General features: G+C 32.7%; 15 protein-coding genes. 8 read left to right on the forward strand and 7 right to left on the reverse strand.

What is annotated here, in order from left to right:
- Window positions 1-456: 456 nt before the first annotated feature.
- Window positions 457-1,677: a sensor histidine kinase gene (locus tag DFR66_RS08980; protein WP_114754512.1), complete on the forward strand. Its 1,221-nt coding sequence runs from the start codon at window positions 457-459 to the stop codon at window positions 1,675-1,677.
- A gap of 19 nt (window positions 1,678-1,696) precedes the next feature.
- On the opposite strand, the gene DFR66_RS08985 is transcribed toward DFR66_RS08980, so the two are convergent.
- Window positions 1,697-2,434 carry a Dph6-related ATP pyrophosphatase gene (locus tag DFR66_RS08985; RefSeq protein ID WP_114754513.1) on the reverse strand — a complete coding sequence of 246 codons (738 nt, stop codon included), beginning with the start codon at window positions 2,432-2,434 and terminating at the stop codon, window positions 1,697-1,699.
- Window positions 2,435-2,538: 104 nt separating this feature from the next.
- Here DFR66_RS08985 and DFR66_RS08990 point away from each other — a divergent pair, with 104 nt between their 5' ends.
- The gene (locus DFR66_RS08990) at window positions 2,539-4,602 is read left to right on the forward strand and encodes a M1 family metallopeptidase (RefSeq protein WP_114754514.1); all 2,064 of its coding nucleotides are present in this window, start codon (window positions 2,539-2,541) and stop codon (window positions 4,600-4,602) included.
- Window positions 4,603-4,628: 26 nt separating this feature from the next.
- On the opposite strand, the gene DFR66_RS08995 is transcribed toward DFR66_RS08990, so the two are convergent.
- Window positions 4,629-5,150 (reverse strand): DUF7935 family protein, encoded by a 522-nt coding sequence (locus tag DFR66_RS08995; protein WP_114754515.1) that lies wholly within the window; start codon window positions 5,148-5,150, stop codon window positions 4,629-4,631.
- A 130-nt stretch (window positions 5,151-5,280) separates the two neighbouring features.
- Between DFR66_RS08995 and DFR66_RS09000 the strand changes: the two genes are divergently transcribed.
- From DFR66_RS09000 to DFR66_RS09010, 3 genes are all read left to right on the forward strand, one after another.
- Window positions 5,281-6,048, forward strand: a complete 768-nt coding sequence (locus DFR66_RS09000) for a sulfite exporter TauE/SafE family protein (RefSeq protein WP_114754516.1) — start codon at window positions 5,281-5,283, stop codon at window positions 6,046-6,048.
- A gap of 338 nt (window positions 6,049-6,386) precedes the next feature.
- On the forward strand, window positions 6,387-8,726 hold the full coding sequence (locus DFR66_RS09005; RefSeq protein ID WP_114754623.1) for an ATP-dependent helicase: 2,340 nt from the start codon (window positions 6,387-6,389) through the stop codon (window positions 8,724-8,726).
- A 112-nt stretch (window positions 8,727-8,838) separates the two neighbouring features.
- On the forward strand, window positions 8,839-9,459 hold the full coding sequence (locus DFR66_RS09010) for an L-threonylcarbamoyladenylate synthase (protein WP_114754517.1): 621 nt from the start codon (window positions 8,839-8,841) through the stop codon (window positions 9,457-9,459).
- 121 nt (window positions 9,460-9,580) lie between these two features.
- Here DFR66_RS09010 and DFR66_RS09015 read toward each other — a convergent pair whose 3' ends face one another.
- From DFR66_RS09015 to DFR66_RS09025, 3 genes are read right to left on the reverse strand one after another with little or no spacing between them, the layout of a single operon-like run.
- On the reverse strand, window positions 9,581-10,414 hold the full coding sequence (locus DFR66_RS09015; protein WP_114754518.1) for an OmpA/MotB family protein: 834 nt from the start codon (window positions 10,412-10,414) through the stop codon (window positions 9,581-9,583).
- A gap of 52 nt (window positions 10,415-10,466) precedes the next feature.
- Window positions 10,467-11,468 carry a glycosyltransferase family 2 protein gene (locus tag DFR66_RS09020; RefSeq protein ID WP_114754519.1) on the reverse strand — a complete coding sequence of 334 codons (1,002 nt, stop codon included), beginning with the start codon at window positions 11,466-11,468 and terminating at the stop codon, window positions 10,467-10,469.
- A 14-nt stretch (window positions 11,469-11,482) separates the two neighbouring features.
- Window positions 11,483-11,938: a type I restriction enzyme HsdR N-terminal domain-containing protein gene (locus DFR66_RS09025; RefSeq protein ID WP_114754520.1), complete on the reverse strand. Its 456-nt coding sequence runs from the start codon at window positions 11,936-11,938 to the stop codon at window positions 11,483-11,485.
- Window positions 11,939-12,039: 101 nt separating this feature from the next.
- On the opposite strand from DFR66_RS09025, the gene holA reads away from it, so the two are divergent.
- The 3 genes from holA to ettA all read left to right on the forward strand — a co-directional run bounded on the left by holA (window position 12,040) and on the right by ettA (window position 15,085).
- Window positions 12,040-13,044 carry a DNA polymerase III subunit delta gene (holA, locus tag DFR66_RS09030; protein ID WP_114754521.1) on the forward strand — a complete coding sequence of 335 codons (1,005 nt, stop codon included), beginning with the start codon at window positions 12,040-12,042 and terminating at the stop codon, window positions 13,042-13,044.
- A 77-nt stretch (window positions 13,045-13,121) separates the two neighbouring features.
- Complete coding sequence (locus DFR66_RS09035; RefSeq protein WP_066081961.1) at window positions 13,122-13,304, forward strand: CAL67264 family membrane protein; 183 nt, start codon at window positions 13,122-13,124, stop codon at window positions 13,302-13,304.
- 86 nt (window positions 13,305-13,390) lie between these two features.
- Complete coding sequence (gene ettA / locus DFR66_RS09040) at window positions 13,391-15,085, forward strand: energy-dependent translational throttle protein EttA (protein ID WP_114754522.1); 1,695 nt, start codon at window positions 13,391-13,393, stop codon at window positions 15,083-15,085.
- A gap of 64 nt (window positions 15,086-15,149) precedes the next feature.
- Here the strand turns inward: ettA and DFR66_RS14085 are convergent, their stop codons facing one another.
- Together DFR66_RS14085 and DFR66_RS09045 are read right to left on the reverse strand one after the other, a co-directional pair.
- Window positions 15,150-15,278 carry a hypothetical protein gene (locus DFR66_RS14085; RefSeq protein ID WP_262510418.1) on the reverse strand — a complete coding sequence of 43 codons (129 nt, stop codon included), beginning with the start codon at window positions 15,276-15,278 and terminating at the stop codon, window positions 15,150-15,152.
- Window positions 15,279-15,357: 79 nt separating this feature from the next.
- Window positions 15,358-15,774 carry a thiol-disulfide oxidoreductase DCC family protein gene (locus DFR66_RS09045; RefSeq protein WP_114754523.1) on the reverse strand — a complete coding sequence of 139 codons (417 nt, stop codon included), beginning with the start codon at window positions 15,772-15,774 and terminating at the stop codon, window positions 15,358-15,360.
- Between the last annotated feature and the right edge of the window lie 20 nt (window positions 15,775-15,794).

The raw sequence follows: 15,794 nt of genomic DNA on the forward strand, positions 1-15,794 counted from the left end.
CAGCATTAACATTGGTTCAATATATCAACAAATTCATATTTGACAGACCAATCAATAATATCAAAATTCAAATAAACTAATTTCACCCAACGGGTTATAAAAAGTAAATTATAAGTGCTTATTAAAACATTTTCATAAAATTTGTTTTGGTTAATTTTAGAATGATGTAGCACTTTTGCTAAAGAGTACTCAGAAGTTGAAAAACTTCAAGTGCTCTTTTTCTATTTTTTTAATAGAATGTTAGTCAGTCGTATCAAATAAAAGATGTTGGTATGTTTAAAAAAAAAGCATTTTGTATTAAATTTTATATAAAATCTAAGCCTTCACAAAGTAATGAACAGTAAAAATAGGTAATTTTACACCCATCAAGTAAATGAATCAAAAAAGTTTTAAGATAGTATATAAAATATCTTGAATCCAGTATTGATACGAGAAGCATAAAAAAACACTCCGAAAATGATTGCACCTGAAAAGCATATACATGAACATGATAGAATTAAATTATTAGAATCCTATTCTATTTTAGATACTCTTGAAGAGGAAGAATATGATAATTTGACCATGATAGCTTCACAAATATGTGGAACTCCAATTGCTCTTATCTCGTTTGTAGATGAAGAACGACAATGGTTTAAATCACATCGAGGATTAGATATATCAGAAACTCCAAGAGATTATTCTTTTTGTGCTCATGCAATAAATGATCCAAAAAATGTTTTTATTATTCCTGACGCTAGAAATGATATTCGTTTTCATGATAATCCAATAGTTTCCGGTCAACCTAACGTAATTTTTTATGCCGGTGTACCTTTGACTAGCGAGAATGGATTGTCATTAGGAACCATCTGTGTAATTGATCACAAACCAAAAGTTTTGTCTCCAGACCAAATTCGTTCGTTAAAAGCACTTTCTGAACAAACCATGAAATTATTGGAACTAAGGTTAAACAAATTACAATTAGAAAAAACTTTGGAAACTTTAGAAGAGAAAAACAAAGAACTGGAACAATTTGCTTATATCGCTGCACATGATTTAAAATCTCCTTTGGTTAATATTTCGGGGCTTACTGACATTTTTATAGATAATTATAGTCAAACACTTGATGATGAAGGTAGAGAAATAATAAATTTAATTAAAAGTTCTTCTTCTAAGTTAAAAGAAATGATTGAAAGTCTGTTATCGTACAGCAAATCAAGTATTACAAACAAAGAAAATAATACCGAAATCAACCTTTCAGTGTTGGAAAAAGATCTTTCCAATCTTTTTATTTTCAAAAACAACTGTTCCATTACTTTTAAGTCAAATGTTAGTACATTATACACCAATAAAACGGCATTAGAACAAATATTGATTAATCTCGTTACGAACGCTATTAAGTATAACGATAAAAAAAATATAGAGATTGAGATTGAAGTAATTGAGGAAAATGATTTTTATACAATTGTTGTTAGCGATAATGGGCCGGGAATTTCAAAAGAAAATCATAAAATTATTTTTGAAATATTCGAAGTTGCTTCAACCGTAGATAGATTTGGAGTAAAAGGAAACGGAATAGGATTAGCTACTGTAAAAAAGATTGTAGATGCTTTGAACGGTACCATAGATATCGAGTCTGAAATGGGAAAAGGATTGAAATTTAAATTCACATTAGCTCGCGAAAAAAAATTAGTAGTTTAGGATTTTCTAATTATAGAAACTATTTAGACACTAAATCACAATACCAAAATCCAAAATCAAAGGCATCAGTAGCATTAGAATCGCAGGCTGTGTTTGAGGAATCTTCTTTTTCTGGTTTTTCATATTTTCGGTACACGATTTCTCCAATTTCAAAATCAATTGGTTTCGAGAAAATAGGACCGTCAAATGTAAAGGTGTGAAACTCTCCATTTTCTCCACAAACATCCACATTATCAGGTAAATCATTGATGAAATCTTGGTCAATTACACGTCCTACAAAGTTTTTATCTAAGAATCGTTCGTTGACACATACTACAATTGTTTTAAATCCTAAACTGATAAATTCCTGAATGATTTCGTGAGTTGGGATTTTCCAAAGTGGAAAAACACCTTCGAAACCTATTTCGGTTAATTTATCTTCTCGATATTTACGTAAATCTTCAAGAAATATATCACCAAAAATAGAATGTGTGATTCCTTGGTTTTTTAGTGTCGTCAATGTTTCACGTATCACATTTTCGTAAACTTCCATCGAAGGCATTTCTGGAATTTGCATGATTTCAAGAGGTAATCCAATACTTTCGGCCTGTTGTTGCAATAATTCAACCCTTACACCATGCATCGAAATACGTTGATATTGTTGGTTTACACTGGTTAACAAACCGGTAATTTCAATTTCGGAGTTTTGTAATGTTTTATATAAGGCCAGCGCAGAGTCTTTTCCGCTGCTCCAGTTAAATATGGCTTTCTTTTTCAAGGTAATTTTCTTCTGAATTATTGGAGGTAAACTTACAAAATTAGTCTGATTAGTTTGGGAAACCTTTGTAACTTTGAAAATATCAGTTTTAACCTTTGAAATTCATGAAATACCTTTTTCTCTTAATATCTAACATTACATTTGCGCAACAAACCCAATTTGTTGATTTTAAATCGGTTTTGGGTAAAATTTACGTAAACACAAATGAAAAAACTGTTTCTGGAGATGTTGATTATTATTTTGAGGTTTTAAAATCTATTGACACAATTAAAATTGATGCGCAAAATATGGAATTTTCTCATTTGAAATTGAATGGAAAATCAGTTAATTTCATAAATACACAAAAACAATTGCAAATCATTTTTCCGTTTAAAAAAGGAAAAAACAAACTCACTTTTCAATATTTGGCTAAGCCAAAACAAACCATGTATTTTGTAGGTTCAGAAATTAATGATAATATTCAGGTCTGGACACAAGGACAAGGCAAATATACTAGTCATTGGTTTCCCAGTTTTGATGATGTAAATGAGAAATTAGTTTTCAATTTGAATATTGTATGCAATAAAAAATATCAGGTCATTTCGAATGGAATTTTGAAATTTAAATCTGGACTTGATGAACTTTCGGTTTGGCAATACCAAATGCAAAAACCAATGAGTTCGTATTTATTGATGCTTGCTATAGGAAAATTTGAAAAATACTATCAAAAAACTAAATCTGGAATTCCTTTAGAAATGTATTTGGAACCAAATGACACAACTAAATTTGAACCATCTTATCGCGATTCTAAAATAATGTTTGACTTTTTAGAAAAGAAAATAGGAGTAAAGTATCCATGGGGAATATACAAGCAAGTTCCTGTTCGAGATTTCTTGTATGCCGGAATGGAAAATACATCAGCAACGCTTTTCAACACGCGTTATGTGGTCGATTCCACAGGTTTTGAAGACAGAAGTTACACAAATGTCAATGCTCATGAATTAGCGCATCAATGGTTTGGAAATTTAGTCACTGCCGAAAGTGGAAAACACCACTGGTTACAGGAAGGTTTTGCAACGTATTATGCGCTGTTAGCCGAAAAGGAATTGTATGGTGAAGATTATTTTTATTCTAAATTATATGACTCGGCTTCACAATTGAAATTTGCTTCCCGAACGGATACCATTCCTGTTTTGAATGCCAAAGCCAGTTCATTGACTTTCTATCAAAAAGGTGCTTGGGCACTTTTTGTTTTACACGAAGAAATAGGCGATAAGGCGTTTAAGAAAGCAGTAAAAAACTATTTGAAAAAACATGCTTTTCAGAGTGTGAACACAGAAGATTTCTTTGCTGAAATCAAAAAAGTATCTCATTATGATTTAGATAAATTTAGCAAAGTATGGCTTGAAACCACTGCTTTTAATACACTACAAGCCAATAGTTTACTACTTAAGAATAAAGCGATTCAGATGCTGTTTGAAGTTGATAAATTAAAAAGTATATCGCTGGCAGAGAAAGGTGATTTATTGGAAAAAATAATGCAATCAGACGTTTATTTTTCGGTAAAAGAAGCGATTCTGAATCAATTGAAAAATGAAAAATGGGAAGACAAAGAAAGTCTTTTTATTTTAGCTTTAGAAACTAATAATGTACAATTACGTCAAACAGTTGCCACATTATTAAATGAAATTCCAGAAGATTTTAGAACGCAATATGAAAGTTTATTAGAGGACAATTCGTATCAAACAAAAGAAATCGCTCTGTATAACTTATGGAATAATTTTCCGGAGCAACGCATTCGATATTTAGATAAATCAAAAACTTGGATGGGTTTTAATGATTATAATTTGAGAACCTTATGGCTTACTTTAGCATTATCAACATCAAATTACACAGAAGATAACAAAGCGTTGATAAACGAATTAATTCAATATTCATCATTAGATTATGAAGCAAATACAAGACAAAATGCTCTGGAAAAACTACTTGCTTTTAAATTAATAAATGATGTTGTGTTACAAAATCTCGTAAATGCAACTACGCATCACATGTGGCAATTCTCAAAATTTGGTCGGGATAACATTCGGAAATTATTAAAAAATCCAGAAATGAGAGTTTCTCTAGAAAGAATTATCCCAGATTTAAATGAAGCTGAGCAATTTCAGTTGAATCGATTATTGAAAGAATAAGTTTTAAAAATAATAAGGGCTCAAATTTACCACATTTGACTCACTTCGTTTTTAATGTACGCCAAGGCAGCATAACTTGGTGATTGTTTTTCCATCAAATCATGCAAAAGTATTTCTCGTAATTTATCGGCACTGTCTACACGATCACTCATATTCGCTTTTCGAATCATTTGGATAGTACTATTTTTTGCTGTGACAATGATTGTCCAGCATTCATCAGAAATGTATATTTGTTGGGTTAGATTATGCTCAAATTCCTGTTCGATTTGTGCAATAATCAAGTTTTCGTAATCGTTTTTGTCATTAGAAACTGGAGTAATTCTAATCAATAATTTGGTAGGATTGATACGTTCCATAAATAAAACCATTCTTTCGTAGGCTTGTAAACGCAATGGTAAAGCTTCTTTTTGAGTTTCTTTTTGCAACAACCAGCGTCTTGTATTTTGTTGGTCTTTAAAATATGCGTTAAATAAATAATACGCAACTCCACCGGTAATGAGAGATGGTATAGTATAGGCCAGAATTTCTATGATTTTTGTCGAATCCATTTTTATATGAAAATTTAAAAGCAAAAATATACTTTTTTAAGTACAAAACAATTTCTATTTAATAGCAATAAATGAAACCGAATAGTATTTTTGTCCATCATAACAACAGTATTTAAATTTAAATATCATAATGGAGACTTATGTTCTGGTTTTACTTTGTTTAGCTGCATTTGCTGCAGGATTTATTGATGCAATTGTAGGTGGAGGTGGATTGATACAAACTCCCATGGGTTTGATTTTATTGCCTAATCTTCCTGTCTCTACAGTAATTGGTACCTTGAAAGTTCCTGCTTTTAGTGGCACTTCCTTTGCAGCATATCAATATTTGAAAAAAGTGGATATGAACTGGAGATTGCTTGCTATCATGATGCTTTTGGCATTTCCTTCGGCATTTTTAGGCTCTACTTTATTGACGTATGTGAGTAATGATTTCATGAAACCGTTATTACTGGTTGTTCTTTCTTTTTTAGTGATTTATACTTATGCCAAGAAAAATTTCGGACAACACATTGAAAAAAATCATTCCCCAAGAACTCAAATCTTGAATGCTATTGGGATCAGTTTCGTAATTGGTTTATACGACGGATTCATTGGACCAGGAACAGGAAGTTTTTTGGTGGTCGCTTTTATTGCTATAATGGGTTTCGATTTCTTACACGCTTCTGCAAATGCTAAAATGGTCAATCTATCTACAAATTTTGGTTCTATTTGTCTTTTTATTTTAAAAGGTAAAATAATTTGGGCTGTTGCATTGCCTATGGCTGCAAGTAACGCACTTGGAGGTTGGATTGGCGCTAAATTAGCCATCAATAAAGGAAATAGTTTTATCCGAATTTTCTTTTTGGTAGTGGTTGTTGGGACTTTAATCCGTTTTGCATACGATGTCTTCTTTAAATGAATACAGATGTTAAACATATAAGTTACATAAGTTTTTAGTTTGAATACCGACAAGTAAAACCGATAGTTCATTTAGGCTAGCAGATAGCCATACAAAGAAACATTTAGCTTATATTCACTTATAAATCAATTATTTGAAAACTTAGTTTCTTCAACTTACATGACTTATATTTTTAAAATTAAATACTGTTTATTTAAAATAAAGCATTAAAATAGCATTAGGTCGTACTGATATTCCCTATTTGGTTCCACAAATAAAGAATGGTTTTTAGCTTCATATAAAAGTATAATTATACATCTTTAATGCTTATTTTTGCATACAATAATTTAAAAATTTCCATGCATAAATATATCGATCAACTCAACGAAGCCCAACGCGAACCTGTCCTTCAAAAAGACGGGCCAATGATTATCATTGCTGGTGCGGGCTCCGGGAAAACGCGTGTGTTGACTATTAGAATTGCTTACTTGATGAATCAGGGCATTGATGCGTTTAATATTTTATCGCTTACGTTTACCAATAAAGCGGCACGGGAAATGAAAACCCGAATCTCTCAAATTGTAGGAGCAAGCGAGGCTAAAAACCTTTGGATGGGAACATTTCACTCGGTTTTTGCTAGAATTTTACGTTCCGAAGCCGATCATTTGGGATATCCTTCGAATTTTACTATTTATGATTCCCAAGATTCATTGCGATGTATTTCCGGGATTATCAAAGAAATGCAATTAGACAGGGATGTGTATAAACCAAAACAGGTTTTAAGTAGAATTTCCAGTTATAAAAACAGCTTGATTACGGTAAAAGCCTATTTTAACAATCCTGAATTACAAGAAGCAGATGCAATGGCTAAAAAGCCAAGATTAGGGGAAATTTATCAAAATTATGTTGATAAGTGCTTTAAATCCGGAGCAATGGATTTTGATGATTTATTGTTGAAAACTAATGAGTTATTGACACGTTTTCCTGAAGTATTAGCTAAATATCAAAACCGTTTCCGTTACATATTGGTCGATGAGTACCAAGATACGAATCACTCTCAATATTTGATTGTTCGTGCTTTATCAGATAAATTTCAAAATATTTGTGTGGTGGGTGATGATGCGCAAAGTATTTATGCGTTTCGTGGTGCGAATATCAACAACATTTTGAATTTCCAAAAGGATTATGAAGGTGTGAAAACCTTTAGACTAGAACAAAACTATCGTTCAACAAAAAATATAGTAGAAGCGGCAAATACTATTATCGATAAGAATAAGGTAAAACTGGATAAAATAGTTTGGACTGCGAATGATTTTGGTCCAAAAATAAAAGTCCACCGTAGTATGACTGATGCCGAAGAGGGACGTTTTGTGGCCAGCACGATTTTCGAACAAAAGATGCAAAACCAGCTCAGTAACGGCTCATTTGCAATTTTATATAGAACCAATGCGCAATCCCGAGCGATGGAAGATGCCCTAAGAAAAAGAGATATTCCGTATCGAATTTATGGTGGTTTATCTTTTTATCAAAGGAAAGAGATCAAGGACGTATTGTGTTACTTACGATTGGTTATCAACCCAAAAGATGAAGAAGCTTTAGTGCGTGTAATCAATTATCCAGCGCGCGGAATTGGTGATACAACAGTCGAAAAACTTACAATTGCAGCCAATCATTACAAACGTTCCATCTGGGAAGTAATGCAAAATATTGATAAAATTGACTTAAAACTGAATTCGGGAACCAAACAAAAATTGCAAGATTTTGTCACGATGATTCAGAGTTTTCAGGTTATTGATCAAAATCAAGATGCGTTTTATATCACTGATCATGTTGCTAAAAAAACAGGGTTGGTTCAAGAATTAAAAAAAGATGCTACTCCAGAAGGGATGGCAAAAATCCAGAATATTGAGGAATTACTCAACGGTATCAAGGATTTCACTGAAGGGCAAAAAGAAATTGATGGTGCTCGTGGCGCCTTGTCTGAGTTTATGGAAGATGTGGCTTTAGCAACAGATTTAGACAAAGACACCAGTGATGAAGACCGCGTGGCATTAATGACAATTCACTTGGCAAAAGGGTTGGAATTCCCTCATGTTTTTGTGGTGGGAATGGAAGAAGATTTGTTTCCGAGTGCAATGAGTATGAGTACGAGAAGTGAACTCGAAGAAGAACGTCGTTTGTTCTATGTTGCCTTGACACGTGCGGAGCATCAGGCATATTTGACGTATGCACAATCACGCTACCGTTGGGGAAAATTGACGGATAGCGAACCTTCACGATTTGTGGAAGAAATTGACGCCCAGTATTTAGAATATCTCACTCCAGCAGAATCAAATTATAGGTATAAACCAATGATTGATAGTGATATTTTTGGCGATGTGGATAAATCTAAACTGCGTCTTGCAAAACCAGCTAATGGAACTCCACCGGTAAAACATAGTTCAGATTATGAACCTGTTACAAATGTAAATATTCGTAAATTGAAACCTGTTAGCAGTAACACTGCAGCTAGCGGGAGTGCAAATTTGTTTGATAACAAATTGGTTGCCGGAAATATTGTAATGCACGAACGATTTGGTAAAGGTGAAGTTTTAAATCTTGAAGGAGTGGGAGCTGATAAAAAAGCTGAAATTAAATTTGAGGTTGGTGGAATAAAAAAATTATTGTTACGCTTTGCGAAACTTGATATTATTGGATAGTACCAGTGTTCAGTTTTTCAGTGTTCAGTGACAGTTTGAGTAAATCAAAAATCAGATGACTGAAGTTTTAAATCAGGAAATCAAAAATCATTAATCAAAAATCTTAAATCTGATGGCTCAATTTATAAAAATATACGAAGACAAACCTAACGAGGCGGCAATTGCCAAAGTAGTTAAAGTTTTAAAAGAGGGAGGATTGGTAATTTATCCTACGGATACTGTTTATGGATTGGGTTGTGATATTACCAATACTAAAGCTTTAGAACGCATTGCTAAGATTAAAGGAATAAAGCTAGAGAAAGCTAATTTTTCTTTTATTTGTCACGATTTGAGTAATTTATCAGATTATGTAAGACAGATTGACACGCCTACTTTTAAACTATTAAAAAGAGCTTTACCGGGACCGTATACGTTTATTTTACCTGGAAATAATAATTTGCCTAAGGAATTCAAAAAGAAAACTACAGTTGGAATCAGGGTTCCAGATAATGCAATAGCATTAGAAATTGTAAAAAAGCTAGGAAATCCAATTGTTTCCACTTCCATTCACGATGATGATGATGTAATTGAATATACTACAGATCCAGAACTTATATTTGAAAAATGGCAAAACCTTGTCGATATGGTTATTGATGGCGGTTATGGTGATAATATGGGGTCAACGATTATTGATTTATCAGGCGATGAGCCTATTGTAATCAGAGAGGGGAAAGGGAGCTTGGATATTCTGTAAAATAGTTTTCAGTTTTCAATCACAGTTTTCGGTAAAAACAAAAAAGTCGTCTTGAATTTTCAAGACGACTTTTTTTATTTAAACTAGGAATGTAAACTGTGACTGAACACTGATTACTTTCTTATTTTGATTGTTTTTTCATTTCTTTTTCAATCATTTCGTAAAATTGATCGATTTTTGGTAAAACAACAATACGAGTTCTTCTGTTTCTAGCTCTGTTTTCAGCTGAATCATTAGCTACTAAAGGAATGTATGAACTTCTTCCCGCTGCAATCAATTGTTCTGGTTTAACTCCTAATTGATTTGTTAAAACACGAATGATTGAAGTAGAACGTTTTACACTTAAATCCCAGTTGTCTAATAAAATCCCCGATCCGTTAAATGGAACATTATCAGTATGACCTTCAACCATACATTCAAAATCTGGTTTGTCATTTACTACTTTAGCTACCTTCGCTAAAACACCTTTTGCTTTATCAGTTACATCATAACTTCCTGTTTTAAACAACAATTTGTCTGCAATAGATATAAATACAACTCCTTTTTCAACATTAATTTCGATATCTGGATCAGAAATTCCTACAGCGCTTTTTAAACTAGTAACTACAGCAAGTGTTACACTATCTTTTTTAGTTAAAGCATCTTGCATTCTACTAATTTTTAAATCTTTCTCTTTGATAGACTCTAAAGCTTTTTCAATATTTTCAGCTCCTTTTGTAGACAGGATAGTCATGTCTTTAGAAGTGCTTATTAATCCTTGATTTTGCTCTTTCAAAAGAGATGCAGTAGCTGATAATGCTGCTTTTTCCTCTAAACAAGCATTCAATTTTACTGTTGCAGTGTTTAATAAGTCTTGAGTTTCTTTATTTCTAGCTTCTAAATCAGTGTATTTCTTTTTAGAAACACATGAACTTAATAGCGCTAATACAGATAGGGCAATTACTATTTTTTTCATAAATGTTATTAATTTAAATTAAATGTTAAAGACAAATTTAGCTTTTTAAAATTTATTTGGTACTAAATAAATCGTTAAAAACGTTTATTTTTCTAATAAAATAAAAGAAAACGATACTTTTAACAGTATAGTATGTTGGCTGCTGAAATTTGTATCTCTTTTTATAATTAATAGAAAAAAGGGTGTAAAAAGCACCATGAGCTTTTAATATTGCCCAAAAATGCTTGAACTTTCCTTGTGCTAAAAATTGAATTCCAGCAATTCCGTCCAAAATCATTCTGCCAAAAAGGATCGAAAATAATTTTTCTTTAGGTAGGTTTTTAGTCAGCATCAATAGGGAATTTCTGAAATTTAAATACGTTTTCATCGGATGGCCTTGTTGCAAAGTAGCACCGCCTACATGATAAACCACTGATGCTGAAATGTATTTTATTGTATAACCTATATTAATGGCGCGCCAACACAAATCTATTTCTTCTTGATGTGCAAAAAAATCATCGTCAAAACCGTTTAATGCTTTATAAACTGAACTTCGGATAAAAAAACAAGCTCCTGATGCCCAGAATATTTCACGGGTGTCATCATATTGGCCGTTATCTTTTTCCAAAGTGTCAAATATGCGACCGCGACAAAAAGGATATCCGTATTGATCAATAAATCCTCCGGCAGCACCTGCATATTCAAAGTACTCTTTGCGTTTATAATCTAAAATTTTAGGTTGGATAATAGCCGTTTTAGGTTCATTTTCGAAAGTTTTAAGAATAGGTTGTAACCAATTCTGTGTTACTTCAATATCCGAATTTACTAATGCATAAACATCCGCATCAACTTGCTTTAATGCTTCATTATATCCACTTGCAAAACCAAGGTTACTGTTATTTTTAATAATTGTTACCGTTGGAAAAAAAGCTTTGATATATGAAATCGAATCATCAGTTGAAGCATTATCAGCAACGTAAATTGTAGCTTCTAGAGAAAATTTTATAACCGACGGCAAAAACTTTTCTAATAATAAAATTCCGTTCCAATTAAGTATGACAACTGCTATTCTCATTGTGAGGCTTTGTTTTATAGACTATTAAGTTTGTAATCTGGTAATTCTTTCAGAAAATGATACTTTTCATTCTCGAAATCCATTTGGCAAAAGTAATGATTCAAACCATTGGTTACCATCAAATAACTAGCTTTCATGGTCATATTATAACGCGCAATTTGGTCGAAGGTAGCTTGTGCAATTTTAATTTCGGGTGCTTTACATTCTATCAAAATAAAAATAGAGCCATCCGAATTAAAGACTACTACATCGTATCTTTTTCGTAAACCATTGACTTTTAAAACTTTTTCAACATTAATTAAGGAGTGTGGATATTTTTTTTCTACTAATAAAAATTGTACAACATGCTGTCTAACCCATTCCTCAGGTGTAAGAATGATGAATTTTTTCCTTATTGCATCAAAAATGGATACTTTATTTTCGCTATTTTTGAACCGAAAGTTATAAGAAGGAAAATTTAATTGCTGCATGAAGCAAAAATATAAAATAGTTTGAAGTTTTAGGTTTAAAGTTTCATGTTATTTAGAACATTGAGACTGAGTACTGCGACTGAATACTGAACACTTGAAAAATGGACGAGGTTTTAAAAATTGTAAATGATATAAAAAGCGGCAACATCAAACCTATTTATTTTTTGATGGGCGAAGAACCGTATTATATAGACAAACTATCGGATTATATTGAGGATAAAATCTTATCTGATGAGGAAAAAGGTTTCAATCAAACCGTTTTATATGGAAGAGATGTGACTATCGAAGATATCATTTCGACTGCAAAACGTTATCCAATGATGGCGGAACGTCAAGTGGTAATTGTAAAAGAAGCTCAAGATTTAATACGGACCATAGATAAACTCGAAAGTTATGCCGATAATCCTATGCCTACAACCGTTTTAGTTTTGTGTTACAAGTACAAAACATTAGATAAACGAAAAAAAGTAACGAAATTACTAGCTAAAAACGGTGTCGTTTACGAAAGTAAAAAACTTTATGATAATCAAGTAGGAGAGTGGATTAAACGCGTTTTATCTGGAAAAAAATATTCAATTGAGCCTAAAGCAAATGCGATGCTGGTGGAATTTCTTGGAACTGATTTGAGCAAAATAAACAACGAACTCGAAAAATTACAAATTATCTTGCCGGTTGGAAGTACCATAACTGCCAAAGATATTGAAGAGAATATAGGGTTTAGTAAAGATTTTAATGTATTTGAACTGCGAAAAGCTCTTGGCGAACGCAACCAGTTAAAAGCCTATACCATCGCTGATAACTTTGCACAAAATCCAAAAGACTATCCAATAGTTGTAACCACTGGTCTGGTTTTTGGTTTTTTTATCCAATTGCTCAAATACCACGGATTAAAAGATAAAAACCCCAAAAATGTTGCTGCAGTCTTAAGTGTAAATCCTTTCTTTTTGAAAGAATACGATTTGGCTTTGAAGAATTATCCAATGAAGAAAGTAAGTCAAATTGTAGGTGCTTTGAGAGATATTGATGTCAAAAGCAAAGGTGTTGGAGCCAATGCCATGTCACAGTCTGATTTATTAAGAGAAATGCTTTATAAAATATTTAATTAAAAGGACAAAAAATCCGATATTTGCACTCCCGTTCCGAGGCTTCAGAACGGATTTATCAAAAATAACTTACCGAAATTATGGCAATGAATAAAAATACAATTCTAGGTTGGGCTACTCTTATTATGATTATAATGGGATTATTGCTTATTGCACTAGGTGCTTTTAGATATGATGATGTAGCAGGATGGGGCTTTGCAGCAGTAGGTGTTGGCTTTTTGGCAAACGCATGGGTTTTTAGTTCTCTCAAGGGAAGACTTTAACCAATCAAAAATTACGAATTAAAATTAAAAAAAAATAGATAAGAACTAATTATCTAAGAGTCTAATAATCTGAAAATCTATATAAAATGGCAGACGATAAAAAAGTGATATTCTCAATGTCAAAATTGAGCAAAACGTATCAAGGAGCAGATAAACCGGTACTTAAAAACATCTATTTGAGTTTCTTTTACGGAGCAAAAATTGGTATTTTAGGTTTAAACGGTTCTGGAAAATCCTCCCTGTTAAAAATTATTGCAGGTGTTGATAAAAACTACCAAGGTGATGTGGTGTTTGCACCAGGATACACGGTAGGGTATTTAGAACAAGAACCTATTTTAGATGATAGTAAAACAGTTATCGAAATTGTAAGGGAAGGAGTTGCAGAAACAATGGCTGTTTTAGATGAATTCAATAAAATTAACGACAGTTTTGGTTTACCTGAAGTCTACGAAAATGCAGAAAAAATGGAGCAATTGATGGACCGTCAAGCGCTTTTACAAGACAAAATTGATGCATTAGGAGCTTGGGAAATCGATACCAAACTAGAAATTGCAATGGATGCATTGCGTACTCCGGAAGGTGATACTCCTATTAAGAATCTATCTGGTGGAGAGCGTCGTCGTGTAGCTTTATGTCGTTTGTTGTTGCAACAACCTGATGTTTTGCTTCTGGATGAGCCTACGAATCACTTGGATGCAGAAAGTGTTCTTTGGTTAGAACAACATTTAGCACAATATGCTGGAACTGTAATTGCAGTTACGCACGACAGGTATTTCTTGGATAATGTTGCAGGTTGGATTTTAGAATTGGATAGAGGTGAAGGTATTCCTTGGAAAGGGAATTATTCTTCTTGGCTAGACCAAAAATCAAGCCGTATGGCACTAGAAGAAAAAGTAGCTTCGAAACGCAGAAAGAATTTAGAACGTGAGTTGGACTGGGTTCGTCAAGGTGCCAAAGGGCGTCAGACCAAACAAAAAGCGCGTTTGCAGAACTACGATAAATTATTGAATGAAGACCAAAAACAATTGGATGAAAATCTGGAAATTTACATTCCAAATGGTCCACGTTTAGGAACTAATGTAATAGAAGCCAAAAATGTTGCTAAAGCTTTTGGAGATAAATTACTGTATGATAATTTAAATTTTACTTTACCACAAGCAGGAATTGTTGGGATTATTGGACCAAACGGTGCTGGTAAATCAACTATTTTCAAAATGATAATGGGAGAGGAAAAGTCAGATTCAGGAGAGTTCTCAATAGGAGATACTGTAAAAATCGCTTACGTAGATCAAGCACACTCTAACATAGATCCTAATAAATCTATTTGGGAAAACTTCGCTGACGGTCAGGAATTAATTATGATGGGCGGAAAACAAGTAAATTCAAGAGCTTATTTGTCACGATTTAATTTTGGTGGTGGTGAGCAAAACAAGAAAGTTTCAATGCTTTCCGGTGGAGAACGCAACCGTTTGCACCTTGCAATGACTTTAAAAGAGGAAGGAAACGTACTTTTACTGGATGAGCCTACAAATGATTTGGATATCAATACACTTCGTGCATTAGAAGAAGGATTAGAAAATTTTGCAGGTTGTGCGGTAGTTATTTCTCACGACAGATGGTTTCTAGATAGAATTTGCACCCACATTTTAGCTTTCGAAGGTAACTCTGAAGTGTATTATTTTGAAGGCGGATTCACTGATTATGAAGAGAATAAGAAAAAACGTTTGGGTGGTGACTTAACACCAAAACGATTGAAATACAGAAAGTTGATTAGAAGTTAATCTTTCTAACTAAAGTTTTATTAGTAAGAGGATGTCCATATGGGCATCCTCTTTTTTTGTGCTGTTATTTTATTTTTTTATCAGAGTTCATCATAATTAAAACTGACGCAACCAGTCCTATGATTACCAACCCGAATACAACAACCATTATAAAAGTTCCGTTATCCCAAGTAAATAGTGTAGTGTCTTTCATGATAAATTAAGTTTTTAAGATTCTCCAAAATTATACTTCTTACAAAATAAAAGGTATGATAATTATCATGATTACTATTTTATTCTAAAAACTTAGCTTTGATATCATTGGTTGGAATCATACAAGCTTCTTTTTTGCCATACCATTTGTAGCGGTTTTTGGCGATATAGTCGTAGATAGAGTTACTAAAAGATGTGGGAATTATCGAAAATAATGAGCCTAAATAGAATATTCCTCCTAAATTTTTAGCAATTTCTAAAGCTGCCTCTGATTTGTAGTAGTAAGCAAAACCAGGCTGATACAAAATAATACTGTCTGTTTTTTTAGTATCAATTCCCAAATGTTGAATAATTTTTTGACCAAAATCAGATTGCAATGCTACGAAGCGGAAAATATCTTTTGCATCATTTTTAATAATCATTTGAACTGCTGAATCACACAGATTGCAAATGCCGTCAAAGATGATTATTTTTTTATCTTTAGGGATATTGAGCATTTTTTAAAATTTAAAATTTA

Origin of the sequence: Flavobacterium glaciei, from assembly GCF_003350545.1 — a bacterium.
GTDB classification, from domain to species: Bacteria; Bacteroidota; Bacteroidia; order Flavobacteriales; family Flavobacteriaceae; genus Flavobacterium; species Flavobacterium glaciei.

What these genes read in the sequence shown, in the direction of transcription:
- DFR66_RS09005 (WP_114754623.1), top strand. Translation starts at nt 6,387, where the DNA reads ATGCATAAATATATCGATCAACTCAACGAAGCCCAACGCGAACCTGTC.
- DFR66_RS08995 (WP_114754515.1), bottom strand. Translation starts at nt 5,150, where the DNA reads ATGGATTCGACAAAAATCATAGAAATTCTGGCCTATACTATACCATCT.
- DFR66_RS08980 (WP_114754512.1), top strand. Translation starts at nt 457, where the DNA reads ATGATTGCACCTGAAAAGCATATACATGAACATGATAGAATTAAATTA.
- DFR66_RS09025 (WP_114754520.1), bottom strand. Translation starts at nt 11,938, where the DNA reads ATGCAGCAATTAAATTTTCCTTCTTATAACTTTCGGTTCAAAAATAGC.
- DFR66_RS09015 (WP_114754518.1), bottom strand. Translation starts at nt 10,414, where the DNA reads ATGAAAAAAATAGTAATTGCCCTATCTGTATTAGCGCTATTAAGTTCA.
- ettA (WP_114754522.1), top strand. Translation starts at nt 13,391, where the DNA reads ATGGCAGACGATAAAAAAGTGATATTCTCAATGTCAAAATTGAGCAAA.
- DFR66_RS14085 (WP_262510418.1), bottom strand. Translation starts at nt 15,278, where the DNA reads ATGAAAGACACTACACTATTTACTTGGGATAACGGAACTTTTATAATG.
- DFR66_RS09045 (WP_114754523.1), bottom strand. Translation starts at nt 15,774, where the DNA reads ATGCTCAATATCCCTAAAGATAAAAAAATAATCATCTTTGACGGCATT.
- DFR66_RS09000 (WP_114754516.1), top strand. Translation starts at nt 5,281, where the DNA reads ATGGAGACTTATGTTCTGGTTTTACTTTGTTTAGCTGCATTTGCTGCA.
- DFR66_RS09010 (WP_114754517.1), top strand. Translation starts at nt 8,839, where the DNA reads ATGGCTCAATTTATAAAAATATACGAAGACAAACCTAACGAGGCGGCA.
- holA (WP_114754521.1), top strand. Translation starts at nt 12,040, where the DNA reads ATGGACGAGGTTTTAAAAATTGTAAATGATATAAAAAGCGGCAACATC.
- DFR66_RS09020 (WP_114754519.1), bottom strand. Translation starts at nt 11,468, where the DNA reads ATGAGAATAGCAGTTGTCATACTTAATTGGAACGGAATTTTATTATTA.
- DFR66_RS08990 (WP_114754514.1), top strand. Translation starts at nt 2,539, where the DNA reads ATGAAATACCTTTTTCTCTTAATATCTAACATTACATTTGCGCAACAA.
- DFR66_RS09035 (WP_066081961.1), top strand. Translation starts at nt 13,122, where the DNA reads ATGGCAATGAATAAAAATACAATTCTAGGTTGGGCTACTCTTATTATG.